We start from the raw sequence: 12,347 nt of genomic DNA, 5'->3' as shown, positions 1-12,347 counted from the left end.
CCGTCAGTCGACGGTGAGCAGCACGGTCGCCAGGGCGTCTCCCGGCAGCCCGGCGGCCTGCCGCCGGGAGACGTGTTCGTGCAGGACGGCGAGACCGAGGACGACCGGGAGCGCCGGGTAGAGGGAGGCGAGGACCACCGCGACGGTGAGCGTCTGCCATTGGACGGCCCACGGGCAAAGGACGAGGCCGCGATCAGCAGGGTCCGGGCACACGGCCGTACGGGCAGCTGCGGGAGGCCGGGCGGTGGGCGCCACCGGCGCCGGACGGGCGCCCCGGAGGAGGTCGGAGCCGACGAGGGCGTCGACGGGCAGGAGGAGAGCGGCCTCGCGGCGAGCAGTGGGCCGCCGAGCCGGACGGGGAAGGTGAAGGGCGGCATGCGGGACGCGGCGGGGCGGTGGTCCGCCCGCGAGGTCGACGATGCCGTGGCGAAGGGGTGGGGTCGGTGCGAGGAGGGCACCCGTCCGTTCACGGGTGCCCCGTCGAGCGGAGGACGATGCCGGGCGGTCAGGCGGCTCTGGCCGGCTGCGGGAGGGCCGAGGCCCACTCCTGGACCAGGCGCTGGTACTCCTCGCGCTGTTCGACGCTCAGTGTCCCGCCCGACCGGAGCCACAGGGCCCGGATCTCCTCGTTGACCTCGGCAGCCGATCGCTCGGAGGAGGGTTCAACAGTGGTGGACATGCCGTGAAGCATACGGGGCCCGACGTGAAGGCGCTGTGAGCAATCGCACGCCCATCGGACATTTCGGGCAGTGGTGCTGATCACGTCCATCTGCCGGGCAACGTGGGCGAGTTCACACCCCGGTCTTCGGGGAACGTCCGGGGTGCGGGGCGCCCGGCAGGCCGGGCGCCCGCGGCGATCAGGTGCCCGGCTTGCGGCCGTACACGTAGACGTCGTCGCCGTTCTTCAGCAGCGACCAGTACTTCTTGGCGGCGGTCTTCGTCATGTTGACGCAGCCGTGGGAGCCGGGCGGGTTCCACATGCTGACGCCGACCGAGTGGAAGGCCTGACCGCCGTCGAAGAACTGGCTGTAGGGCATCGGCACGTCGTAGATGGTCGAGACGTGGTCGATGTTGCGCCAGTAGATCTTCTTCAGGCCGGTGCGGGTCTCGTACCCGTTGCGCCCCGTGCGGACCGGGACGGGGCCGTAGACGAGCTTCTTGCCGTCCTGGATCCAGCTGATCTGGAGCGTGAGGTTCACACAGGCGATGCGCCCCTTGTTCGTGGGGCACTTACCTGACTTGTTGGGTTTCTTCCCGACGGCCTTCTGCTTGTTCATCAGGTCCATCACACCCCAGGTCACGGGGCCGGCGTACCCGATGTTCGGCGTGATGCCGTGCTTGGTCTGGAAGGCGCGGATGGCCTTGCAGTCGGCGGAGGACTGCTTCCCGTCGACCGGGCGGCCGAGGAACTTCTCCACCTTCTTCTGGTACGGGCCCGTCGATGTGGTGCAGCTCGCGGCCTGCGCCGGTGTCGCACCGAGCGCGAGCGTGAGCGGGGCCACCAGCGAGGTGACCCCGAGAACGACGGCACTCCGTCTACGTATTTCCCCCATGGTCCGTTTTGCCTTTCCGCAGAAGTGAGCGCAGGGCCTGCGCACTCTGCCAGAGAGACGACTCAGCGGGAAAATCGGTTGTACGGACGGACCGGGGTGCGACCGAACGGTGACATCCGGCGGACGGGACCGGAACGATCGGCTGCCGCGGCGACGTCTCGTGTCCGCGGTCAGGGGCCGGGCGGGATCAGCGGTAGCCGGTGACGTCCGCCGGCTTGCCCGCGTCCTGCACCTCGACCATGTAGCGCCAGGCGTCGGGGCGGCTGCCGTCGAGGTCGGTGAAGCCGTACTCCCGGGCGAGGCCGCCGCTGGAGTGGGAGGTGCCGTTGAAGCGGGCCACGTCCGGGTCGGCGGCGAGGGCGGCGACGGCCCGTCCGACGTAGCGCGGGCTCTCGGAGATGGCGAAGTGGGGGACCTCGCCGAGGGCGTCGCGCCAGTTGTCCTCGCGCACGCCGAAATGGTCGAGCATGATCTCCGAGCGCATCCAGCCCGGGGTGAGGGCGAGCGCGGTGGCGCCGCGCGGGCCGAGTTCGTGGCCGAGGGCGAACGCCATGCGCAGGACGGAGGACTTGGCGAGGTCGTAGAAGAAGGAGAGGCGGTAGTGGTCGCGGTTGTAGTCGGCGGTGCCGTCGGTGACCTCGACGACCAGTCCGCCGGGGTGGCGCAGCAGCAGCGGCAGCGCGTGGTGGCTGGTGATCGCGTGGGTCTCGACGGCGAGGCGGAGCAGGCGCAGGCCCTTGTCCAGGTCGTGCTCCCAGACCGGAGCCTCCCACTCGAAGAGCGTCTCGCCGCCCCAGATGTCGTTGACCAGGACGTCCAGGCGGCCCTGTTCGGCGGCGATGCGGTCGACGAGTGCCTTCACCTGCCCCGGTTCGAGGTGGTCGGTGGGCACCGCGATGCCCTGGCCGCCCGCCTCGGTGACCAGGTCGGCGGTGTCCTCGATGGTCTCGGGGCGGCCGTACTCGGAGCGGCGTTCACGGGTGGTGCGGCCCGTGACGTACACGGTCGCGCCCGCCGCCCCGAGTTCCACGGCGATGCCCCGTCCGGCACCCCGGGTCGCCCCGGCCACCAGCGCGACCTTGCCCTTCAACTGCTCCGACATGTACGGCCTCCTGTTCAACGGCTCTTTGCTGTCACCTCGAGCGTGACAGGTAAGCCGGACATCTTCTGTCGCCTTTTCGCGCAGGTCGTCCGGACGGACCGTTCAGTGGCCGCGCGCGATCCATTCCTCCAGGTGCGGGGCCTCCGTGCCGATGGTGGTCGGGTCGCCGTGGCCGGTGAGGACCTTCGTCTCCGGCGGGAGGGTCAGCAGCCGGTCCCGGATCGAGTCGATGATCGTCGGGAAGTGGGAGAAGGAGCGGCCGGTGGCGCCCGGACCGCCCTGGAAGAGGGTGTCGCCGGTGAACACGGTCGCAAGGCCCGGGTCGTACAGGCAGACCGCGCCGGGCGCGTGCCCGGGGGTGTGCAGCACGGTGAGGTCGGCGCCGACGGCCTCGATCACCTGGCCGTCGACGAGCCAGGAGTCGGGGTCGCGGTCGGGGTGGGTCCGCTTCCACAGCGGCAGGTCGTCGGGGTGCAGCCAGATGGTGGCGCCGGTGCGCTCGGCGAGGGCGGGCGCGGCGTCGATGTGGTCGTTGTGGGCGTGGGTGCACACGATGGCGGTGAGGCGCCGGTCCCCCACCGCCTCGGCGATGGCGTCGGCGTCGTGGGCGGCGTCGATGACGATCGCCTCGTGGTCGTCGCCGACGATCCAGACGTTGTTGTCGACGTCCCAGGTGCCGTCGTCGAGGCTGAACTGCCCGGAGGTGACGAGTCGTTCGATGCGGGCGGCCATCACAGCACCACCACCGAACGCAGCACGTCGCCCTGGTGCATCCGCTCGAAAGCCTTCTCCACCTCGTCCAACTGGATGGTCTCGGTGACGAACGCCGCCAGGTCCAGGCGGCCCTGGAGGTGCAGGTCGATCAGCATCGGGAAGTCGCGGGAGGGCAGGCAGTCGCCGTACCAGGAGGACTTCAGGGAGCCGCCGCGGCCGAAGACGTCGAGCAGCGGCAGTTCGAGCTTCATCTCCGGGGTGGGCACGCCGACCAGGACGACCGTGCCGGCCAGGTCACGGGCGTAGAAGGCCTGCCGGTAGGTCTCGGGGCGGCCGACGGCCTCGATGACGACGTCGGCGCCGAAGCCGCCGGTGAGCTCGCGGATCGCCTCGACGGGGTCGGTCTCGCGGGAGTTGACGGTGTGGGTGGCGCCCATGGAGCGGGCGGTCTCGAGCTTGCGGTCGTCGATGTCGACGGCGATGATCCTCGCCGCCCCGGCCAGCCGGGACCCGGCGATCGCCGCGTCACCGACGCCTCCGCAGCCGATGACGGCGACGGAGTCGCCCCGGCCGACGTTCCCGGTGTTGATCGCGGCGCCGATGCCTGCCATCACGCCGCAGCCGAGCAGCCCGGCGACCTGCGCGGAGACGGCCGCGTCGACCTTGGTGCACTGTCCGGCGGCGACCAGGGTCTTCTCGGCGAAGGCGCCGATGCCCAGGGCCGGGGAGAGCTCGGTGCCGTCGGTCAGGGTCATCCTCTGCTTCGCGTTGTGGGTGTCGAAGCAGTACCAGGGGCGTCCGCGCAGACAGGCGCGGCACTTCCCGCACACCGCGCGCCAGTTGAGGATCACGAAGTCGCCGGGCTGGACGTCGGTGACGCCGTCGCCGACCGACTCGACCACGCCCGCGGCCTCGTGGCCGAGCAGGAACGGGAAGTCGTCGCTGATCCCGCCCTGCTTGTAGTGCAGATCGGTGTGGCACACCCCGCAGGCCTGGACCCGGACGACCGCCTCGCCGGGGCCGGGGTCGGGCACGACGATCGTCTCGATCCGCACCGGCTCGTCCTTGCCGGGTGCGATCACGCCGCGTACTTCCTGCGCCATGCTGCTGACTCCTTCGTCCGCCGTGTCCGTCTTCCCCCGACCCTACGCGGGAATGATCGCTTCCGCCGCCCGCCGTGCGGCGGGTGTGCCCCCGCGACGTAGCCTGGACCTCCGTCCGACGCCGAGGGGGGCGACGTGAGCATCGCAGCAGAGGAATCCGGTCCGCCCGCCTGGCGGCTGCTCCTCGGATACGTACGACCGCACCGGTGGGCCCTGCTGGGCGGTGCGGTGCTGTCCCTGATGACCGGGGCGACGGGGCTGATGCTGCCGCTGGTGGCCCGGGACCTGATCGATGACCTCTCGGACGACCGGGCGATCACCGGCGCGCTGCTGCTGATGTCGGCGCTGGTGGTCGCCAACGCCGTGCTGGGGGCGCTGGGTTCGTACGTGCTGCGGCGCACCGCCGAGTCGGTGGTGCTCGGGGCGCGGCGCTCGCTGTCGTCGTACCTGCTGCGGCTGAGGATCGCCGCCGTCGACCGCACCGAGCCGGGCGATCTGATGGCCCGCGTCACCTCCGACACCACCCTGCTGCGCGAGGTGACCACGGACTCGCTGGTCGGTCTCGGCACGGGCGGGTTGACCCTGGTCGCGACCGTGGTGCTGATGGGTTTCGTGGACCCGGTGCTGCTGGGTGTCACCCTGGGGGTGATCGCGCTCGCGGGCACGGTGCTGGGGGTGATCGTGCCGCACATCAACCGGGCCTCCCGGCAGGCGCAGGACGCGGTCGGTGCGATGGGCGCCTCGCTGGAGCGGGTGCTCGGCGCGTTGCGCACGGTCAAGGCGTCCGGTGCCGAGCCGCGCGAGGAGCGCGCGCTGCACGAGGCCGCGCGGGAGTCGTGGCGGCAGAGCGTGCACGCCGCCAAGTGGTCGGCCGCGGCGGGCAACACGGCCGGGCTCGCGATGCAGATCGCGTTCATCACGGTGCTCGCGGTGGGCGGCGCGCGGGTGGCGACCGACGCCATCGACATCGGGACGCTGGTGGCGTTCCTGCTGTTCGTGTTCTACCTGATGGCGCCGATCCAGCAGGTCGTCGGCGCGCTCACGCAGTACCAGACGGGCAGCGCCGCCCTCGCCCGGATCCAGGAGGCACTGCGGCTGCCCGCCGAACCGGCCGCCGGGCCCGCCCGGTTGCCCGACGCCGGCACGGCGCCCGCCGCGCTCGCCTTCGAGGACGTCCGCTTCCGATACGCCGACGACCTGCCGTACGTCCACCACGGGGTGACGTTCACCGTGCCCGCGCAGGGCATGACCGCGTTCGTCGGCCCGTCCGGCGCGGGCAAGACCACCGTCTTCTCCCTCATCGAGCGGTTCTACGACCCCGACTCCGGGGTGATCACGCTCGACGGCCGTGATCTGGCCGACTGGGAGCTGCCGCGGCTGCGGGCCGCGATCGGGTACGTCGAGCAGGACGCGCCGGTGCTGTCGGGTTCCCTGCGGGACAACCTGCTGCTGGGCAATCCCGAGACGGACGACGGCACCCTGACGCGGGTGCTGAAGACGACCCGGCTGGACGGTCTGGTGTCCCGGCTGCCGGAGGGGCTCGACACCCTCGTCGGGCATCGTGGCACCAAGCTGTCCGGCGGGGAGCGCCAGCGGGTCGCCATAGCCCGCGCCCTGCTGCGCCGCCCCCGGCTGCTGCTGCTCGACGAGGCCACCTCGCAGCTCGACGCGGTGAACGAGGCGGCGCTGCGCGACACCGTCGCCGACGTGGCGCGCACGACGACGGTCCTGGTCGTCGCGCACCGGCTGTCCACGGTGACGGCGGCCGACCGGATCGTGGTGATGGACGCGGGCCGGGTGCGGGCCGTCGGCACACACCGGGAGCTGGTGGCCGCTGATCCGCTGTACGCGGAGCTGGCGGCCACGCAGTTCCTGGCGACGGCCGAGTGAGCGGCGCCGGGTGGCGCGGGGGCCGGGCTTGCCGTGCCCGGCGGGCCGGAGGACGCTCGTAGGAGGGGCCGTCCCGGCCCGCCGGAGGTCCGGACCGCGGCCCCGCGGAGGAGGTGGGTCACCATGACGACCGCGGCACACCCCGTCTTCGGCACCGACACGCTGCGTCGGGGCATCGAGGCGGACACGCCGACGACGCTGGTGTCGCTCTACGCCGACGACGCGGAACTGCGCATCGTGGACCGCAACACCCAGCCCAGCCACCCCAAGGTCCTGCACGGCCGGGACGAGATCGCCGCCATGCTCGACGACGTCTACAGCCGCGACATGACGCACTCCCTGGAGGCGTGCGTCGTCCAGGGCGATCACGCCGCCTACTGCGAGAGCTGCCGGTACCCGGACGGGGTGCGGGTGCTGTCGGAGTCGATGCTCACCCTGCGGGACGGCAGGATCACCGGGCAGGTGATGATCCAGGCCTGGGACGAGTAGGAACGCCGGTACGGAGGTGATCAGCGCAGCCAGGCGCTGTACTGCATGACGTCGCCCGCCCGCACACCGTACTCGGGCTGGTCGGCGGTGAACGTCTGCTCCAGGCCGAGGACGGCGCCCGTGGACGGGTCCAGGACCAGCATGTGGCGGATGCCGGAACCGTCGTCGTACACGTAGGCCTGGCCGGGCCGGCCCAGCCGGGTCTGTCGGTGACGGTGTGGGCGCACCACATGTACGTCACGGGCGGTGTGCTGCTGCCGTTCTTCTCCTTCATGACCTTCCTGATCGCGGTGCCGACCGGGGTGAAGTTCTTCAACTGGATCGGCACCATGTGGAAGGGCAGTCTCTCCTTCGAGACGCCGATGCTGTGGGCGCTGGGCTTCCTCGTGACCTTCCTCTTCGGCGGTCTGACCGGCGTCCTGCTGGCCTCGCCGCCGCTGGACTTCCACGTCACGGACTCGTACTTCGTGGTGGCGCACTTCCACTACGTGGTCTTCGGCACCGTCGTCTTCGCGATGTTCGCCGGCTTCCACTTCTGGTGGCCGAAGTTCACCGGCAAGCTGCTCGACGAGCGCCTCGGCAAGATCACCTTCTGGACGCTGTTCATCGGCTTCCACGGCACCTTCCTGGTCCAGCACTGGCTGGGCACCAACGGAATGCAGCGGCGGACCCCGGACTATCTGGCGGTGGAGGGCCTGACGACGCTCAACACGTTGTCGACCGTCTTCTCGTTCCTGCTGGGCATGTCGATGCTGCCGTTCCTCTACAACCTCTGGAAGACGGCCAAGTACGGCAAGCCGGTCGGCGTCGACGACCCGTGGGGCTACGGCCGCTCGCTGGAGTGGGCGACCTCCTGCCCGCCTCCGCGCCACAACTTCGTGGAACTCCCCCGCATCCGCAGCGAGTCCCCGGCGTTCGACCTGCACCACCCCTCGGAGTCCGTGAAGGAGTTGAGTCTCCGGTGACCGGCCGGGACAGCTCCTTCGTCGACATGGAGGCCCTGCTGAACGAGATCGAGGGCCATCTCCTCGTCGACGCGGCCCGCGCCGAGGCCCGTACGGCGGCGGCGGAGCTCACCGCCGACCTCGACTGGCTGACGGAACGCCAACGGGAGGAGGTGGTACGGCGGTTCACCGAACGGCACCTGGCCCTCAGCCGGGCGTCGTGGCAGCGGACCGCCCGGCGGGGCGAGGAACTGCGGGCGCAGTACGAGACCCGGTACCGCCATCTGCGGCAGCGGCTGCTGGGCTGGGTGCTCCTGGGCTGCGCCCTGGCCTTCGGGGCCGTCCTCGTCGCCCTGTCGGCCGGTTAGGGAGAGTCACCCGCCGCGCATGCCGGGCGCCGCGAGTGAGGGCCGCCGCACCGGACGCCGACGACATCCAATTTTGTCGTGTACGCGCTCTTGTCGCGGACGGCCCCCTTCCTTACTTTTCAGTAAGTTGCTTTTCAGGGCACGTGATCCCGGATTGTGGGGAGAGCCGTCATGCCGGTCCGCAGAACCAGGCACCTGTACGCCATCGCCGCCACGCTCGTCCTCACCGTCACGGCGCCCACCGCCGCGGCCGCCGACTCCTCCCCCGCCCTGCGGGAGGTGCTGTTCGTCGGCAACAACTGGGACGGCACCGCCGATGTCATCGAGTCCACCGGTGACTTCGCACGGATCGGCCGGATCGACGTCGTCCCGGACAAGGCCGAGCGGATGGCCGAGATCAACGCCGACCCGATCCGCTGGATCTACTTCATGGCGATCCGCAGCGGCGTCGGCGAGGGCCACGACCAGTTGGTCGACGACATGTACTCCACCCCGGACGGCACCTCGGTGGTGGTCTCCCGGCCGAGCTTCGCCGACGTGGTCTCCCTCGACCTCGCCACCGGACGGATCAACTGGCGCTTCCCGGTGTCGGGTTACCGCTCCGACCACATGGCGGTCTCCCCCGACGGCAAGCGCGTCGCCGTCTCGGCCTCGACCTCCAACACGGTGCACGTCCTGGACATCGCGACCGGTGACGAACTCGGCTCGTTCAAGACCGGCGACAAGCCGCACGAGAACGTCTTCAGCAAGGACGGCAAGCACATCTGGAACATGTCCATCGGCGAGGTGAACACCGCGCTCGACGCGACCTGGCTGGACTGGACGAAGGGCGACCGCCGCATCACGGTCGTCGACGCGACCACCTTCAAGCAGGCGAAGGTGATCGACATGCGGGAGCGGCTCGACGCCATCGGCCTGAAGGACCACTCGGACGCGGTGCGCCCGGCCGCGTTCTCCCCGGACGAGTCGAAGCTGTACTTCCAGGTGTCGTTCTTCAACGGCTTCTTCGAGTACGACGTCGCCACCGACCGCATCACCCGCATCAAGACCCTGCCGAAGAACCCGGCCACCAGCGACGACCGCACCACCTGGGTCAACGACTCGCGCCACCACGGCATCACCATGAAGCCCGACGGCACCAAGCTGTGTGTGGCGGGCACCATGGACGACTACGCGACCGTCGTCGACCGCGCGACCCTCCGGCAGGGGCCGCTCGTCACCGCGTCCAAGCCGTACTGGGCGACCGTCAGCGGTGACGGCAGGTCCTGCGTGGTCTCCGAGAGCGGCGCCGACCGGGTCACCGCCATCGACTTCGCGACCGGCGAGAAGACCGTGTCCGTCCCCGTGGGCGACCACCCGCAGCGGGTACGCCTCGGCCATGTGGAGGCCGGCTGGGCGGGCGCGGAGGACGGAGGGCGGTGACCCGGCCGGTCGCCCTCCGGTGCCCGGTGTGCGGTACCCCGCTCCACCGGAGCGCCCAGGACCGTTCGGGGCGTGCGGCGGGGCGGACCCGCTCCCGCTCGGTCCGGAGGAACGGCGTCAGACGATCTCGAGGTTGGCCATCATGCCCATGTCCTCGTGTTCGGCGTTGTGGCAGTGGAAGAGGTAGCGGCCCCGGTGGACGTCGAAGCGGACGATGATGTCCGCCGTCTCACCGGGGCGCAGCGACACCGTGTCCTTCAGGCCGGCGTCGTGCGGCAGCGGTGCGCGCCCGTCGCGGGAGAGCACCTGGAACCCCGTCTGGTGGAGGTGGACCGGATGGTGGACGTCGGCGGTGAGGCGCCACACCTCCACGGCACCGCGCCAGGTGTAGACGTCGGTGCGCGTCGGGTCGAACGGCTCGCCGTTGACGAACCAGCCGACCCCCTGTTCCGTGTGCCCCGCGCGGAAGGTGAACCGGCGGAGCATGGTCACCTGCGAGCGCCGCCAGGAGGGCAGGTCGTCGCAGAGCACCTCGGGGATCGTGCTGGGGTCGGACGCCGCGCGTGCGACACGGAACGCCATGACGTCGCGGGTGCGTCCGCTGCCGAGCCGGTTGCGCAGGCGCACCCGGCTGCCGGGCGGCAGGCCCGCGAAGTCGATGACCACGTCGTACCTCTCCGCCGGCGCGATGGGCAGGTCGGTGAGGGTGACGGGGGTGGCGAGCAGCCCCTGGTCGGCGCCGATCTGCACCAGGTCGAGCCGGTGCCCGTCGTCCGTGACGGCCTCCAGCCGGTAGTGGCGGGCGTTGGACGCGTTGACCAGCCGCAGCCGGTGGCGTACGGCGTCGACCTCGTGGACGGGCCACGGCGCCCCGTTGACCAGGATCACGTCGCCCAGGACGCCGGCCGCGTAGGGCTCGGTCACTCCGGGCCGGTCGCGCAGCTCCGGATCGAGGGCCGGGTAGGCCAGGGAACCGTCGTCGGCGAACGCCCGGTCGGCGATCATCAGCGCCAGCTCCCGCTCCCCGCCGGGCAGGTCCAGGGCGTCCTCGACCTCGTCCCGGACGATGTGCATGCCGGCCAGGCCCCGCCAGATCGCCGGAGCGGTGAAGTCCATCCGGTGGTCGTGGTACCAGAGCAGCGCGGCACGCTGGTCGAGCGGGTACGTGTACTCCCGTGTCGTCCGGCTCGTCACCGCGCGCGGGTCGTGTGCCATGTTCGCCTCGCCGTGGCGGCCGGGGGCGGGGTCGGGCCAGCCGTCCGGGAGGACGAGGTCGGTGGGGTAGCCGTCGGACCCGGCCGGGGTGCGTCCGCCGTGCAGGTGCACCACGGTCGGCACGGGGAGTTCGTTGCGGTGCCGCATGGTGACCGGCCGGCCGCGACGGGACTCGATCGTGGGGCCGGGATATGTGCCGTTGTAGGTCCACAGCGTCGTCGTCACCTCCGGCAGGATCCGGGCGGTCACCTGACGCTGGGTGATCTCGTACCGGTCGGTGCCGCCGGAGGTGTCGGCCGGCGCCAGAACGGGCGGGACGGGAAGGGGCACGGTGTAGGGCTCGGGCAGCGGCACGGCGCTGCGCAGCTGCCCACCGGTGTTGTCCCGGTGGCGCGACGGCGCGGCGGCGGCGTTCGTACCGCCCGCCGCGACCAGCCCCAGCGCGGCGCCGAGCCCGAGGACCCTGCGTCGCGTCAGCTCCGTGCCGGGCGCGGTGTCCCGGAGAGGGGTCCGAGAGAGCTCGGCGCCGTACGAGTCGGTGTTCGGCCCGCGCGGGGTCGACTGGTCAGGCATGGGTCACTCCCGGCGCGACGTGTTCGCGCATGCGTGGTGGATGGTCGTGGCGCGTGACACGCCGAAGGGGTGTGTGACAGCGACTTGCCGCACAACTCGCCACATATTGCACTTGTTCGGACACCGCAACCAGCACCGACACCACTGCCGTCCCTCCGTTCACGGGGGACCGGGGCAGCCCGTCCGGCCTCTGTGGTCCTCCGGCTCACCCGACTCACTCGGTTCCCACCGGTCACAACGGGACGACGCCCGGCGGAAAACCCGGGAATCAGGTGTGTGAGTTCCGCGGGAAGGGGTAGTCGCCCGGTATCACCTCCGATCGTGGGAAGGAGGTCCGTGAGAACACAACTACTCGCAGCGTCCGGGCCGCTTCCACCGACACGAAGCGGCCCGGCCCGTCAGCGTGGGGGCAGCCGGTGGAGTTCCACCTCCGTGAGCCGGCCCCCGGCGACCGTGGCGGTCATATAAGTACAGTGGGGTTGTCGGCGACGGTCCGTCGGTGATCCCGGGTTGAGCAGACGGAGTCCCGTGGAGGCGGTGGTGTCCCACGGGATGTGGCTGTGTCCGAATACCAGCACGTCGACCTCGGGGAAGCGCGCGGCGCACCGGTCCTCCCGCCCCCGCGCCGGGCCCGTCTCGTGGACCACGCCGAAGCGCACCCCGCCGAGTTCCGCGTACGCGGTCTCCGGCAGACGGGCCCGCACCTCGGGCCCGTCGTTGTTGCCGTACACGCCGACGAGTCTGCGGCTACGGCTCTCCAGGAGATCGAGGGTGGCGGTGTCGACCCAGTCCCCCGCGTGGAACACGACGTCCACGCGGGGGAGTTCGTCCAGCAGGGGAGCGGGAAGCCGCTTGGCGCGCTTCGGCAGGTGGGTGTCGGAGGTCAGGAGCAGTCGCACGAGCGGCAGCCTAGGCGGCGCCGCGTCCCCGGCGGGACGCCACGCCTCAAGTGGCCCGGCGGGCACGCCGGTCGG

12 protein-coding genes and 2 pseudogenes are annotated in these 12,347 nt (G+C 71.2%); 5 read left to right on the top strand and 9 right to left on the bottom strand.

The features are described 5' to 3' along the window. Positions 1 to 3 precede the first annotated feature (3 nt). The 6 genes from ACH5AO_RS17820 to ACH5AO_RS17795 all read right to left on the bottom strand — a co-directional run bounded on the left by ACH5AO_RS17820 (position 4) and on the right by ACH5AO_RS17795 (position 4,472). Positions 4 to 138, bottom strand: coding sequence for a hypothetical protein (locus tag ACH5AO_RS17820; RefSeq protein ID WP_398925588.1), 135 nt, complete (start codon positions 136 to 138; stop codon positions 4 to 6). A gap of 367 nt (positions 139 to 505) precedes the next feature. Continuing rightward, complete coding sequence (locus ACH5AO_RS17815; protein ID WP_030863721.1) at positions 506 to 691, bottom strand: hypothetical protein; 186 nt, start codon at positions 689 to 691, stop codon at positions 506 to 508. 166 nt (positions 692 to 857) lie between these two features. Beyond that, positions 858 to 1,553, bottom strand: a complete 696-nt coding sequence (locus tag ACH5AO_RS17810; RefSeq protein ID WP_398925585.1) for a L,D-transpeptidase family protein — start codon at positions 1,551 to 1,553, stop codon at positions 858 to 860. 187 nt (positions 1,554 to 1,740) lie between these two features. Further along, positions 1,741 to 2,655 (bottom strand): SDR family oxidoreductase, encoded by a 915-nt coding sequence (locus tag ACH5AO_RS17805; protein WP_398925583.1) that lies wholly within the window; start codon positions 2,653 to 2,655, stop codon positions 1,741 to 1,743. Between the two features lie 102 nt (positions 2,656 to 2,757). After that, on the bottom strand, positions 2,758 to 3,387 hold the full coding sequence (locus ACH5AO_RS17800) for an MBL fold metallo-hydrolase (protein WP_398925581.1): 630 nt from the start codon (positions 3,385 to 3,387) through the stop codon (positions 2,758 to 2,760). Then, the gene (locus ACH5AO_RS17795) at positions 3,387 to 4,472 is read right to left on the bottom strand and encodes an S-(hydroxymethyl)mycothiol dehydrogenase (protein WP_398925579.1); all 1,086 of its coding nucleotides are present in this window, start codon (positions 4,470 to 4,472) and stop codon (positions 3,387 to 3,389) included. Before ACH5AO_RS17795 ends, ACH5AO_RS17800 begins: the two co-directional genes overlap by 1 nt. Before the next feature lie 135 nt (positions 4,473 to 4,607). Between ACH5AO_RS17795 and ACH5AO_RS17790 the strand changes: the two genes are divergently transcribed. Then, positions 4,608 to 6,362 (top strand): ABC transporter ATP-binding protein, encoded by a 1,755-nt coding sequence (locus ACH5AO_RS17790; RefSeq protein WP_398925576.1) that lies wholly within the window; start codon positions 4,608 to 4,610, stop codon positions 6,360 to 6,362. A gap of 123 nt (positions 6,363 to 6,485) precedes the next feature. Then, positions 6,486 to 6,851 (top strand): nuclear transport factor 2 family protein, encoded by a 366-nt coding sequence (locus ACH5AO_RS17785; protein ID WP_398925573.1) that lies wholly within the window; start codon positions 6,486 to 6,488, stop codon positions 6,849 to 6,851. A gap of 20 nt (positions 6,852 to 6,871) precedes the next feature. Here the strand turns inward: ACH5AO_RS17785 and ACH5AO_RS17780 are convergent. After that, positions 6,872 to 7,054, bottom strand: a pseudogene (locus ACH5AO_RS17780) (hypothetical protein); the annotation flags it as partial. Between ACH5AO_RS17780 and ACH5AO_RS17775 the strand changes: the two are divergent. The 3 genes and pseudogenes from ACH5AO_RS17775 to ACH5AO_RS17765 form a co-directional block, all read left to right on the top strand. Continuing rightward, positions 7,052 to 7,816 (top strand): annotated as a pseudogene (locus tag ACH5AO_RS17775) (cbb3-type cytochrome c oxidase subunit I); the annotation flags it as partial. The pseudogenes ACH5AO_RS17780 and ACH5AO_RS17775 overlap by 3 nt on opposite strands. Then, the gene (locus ACH5AO_RS17770; RefSeq protein ID WP_398925571.1) at positions 7,813 to 8,163 is read left to right on the top strand and encodes a hypothetical protein; all 351 of its coding nucleotides are present in this window, start codon (positions 7,813 to 7,815) and stop codon (positions 8,161 to 8,163) included. The pseudogene ACH5AO_RS17775 and the gene ACH5AO_RS17770, both read left to right, overlap by 4 nt. Positions 8,164 to 8,334: 171 nt before the next feature. Next, on the top strand, positions 8,335 to 9,585 hold the full coding sequence (locus ACH5AO_RS17765; RefSeq protein ID WP_398925569.1) for a YncE family protein: 1,251 nt from the start codon (positions 8,335 to 8,337) through the stop codon (positions 9,583 to 9,585). A 117-nt stretch (positions 9,586 to 9,702) separates the two neighbouring features. Here ACH5AO_RS17765 and ACH5AO_RS17760 read toward each other — a convergent pair whose 3' ends face one another. Together ACH5AO_RS17760 and ACH5AO_RS17755 are read right to left on the bottom strand one after the other, a co-directional pair. Continuing rightward, the gene (locus ACH5AO_RS17760) at positions 9,703 to 11,373 is read right to left on the bottom strand and encodes a multicopper oxidase family protein (RefSeq protein WP_398925567.1); all 1,671 of its coding nucleotides are present in this window, start codon (positions 11,371 to 11,373) and stop codon (positions 9,703 to 9,705) included. A 398-nt stretch (positions 11,374 to 11,771) separates the two neighbouring features. Further along, positions 11,772 to 12,272, bottom strand: coding sequence for a metallophosphoesterase family protein (locus tag ACH5AO_RS17755; RefSeq protein ID WP_398925565.1), 501 nt, complete (start codon positions 12,270 to 12,272; stop codon positions 11,772 to 11,774). Positions 12,273 to 12,347: the final 75 nt, after the last annotated feature.

The organism is Streptomyces sp. NPDC018964, from assembly GCF_044390325.1.
Lineage (GTDB): Bacteria > Actinomycetota > Actinomycetes > Streptomycetales > Streptomycetaceae > Streptomyces.
The sequence above is the reverse complement of the archived record's forward strand: the minus strand, read 5'-3'. Positions and strand labels throughout refer to the sequence as shown.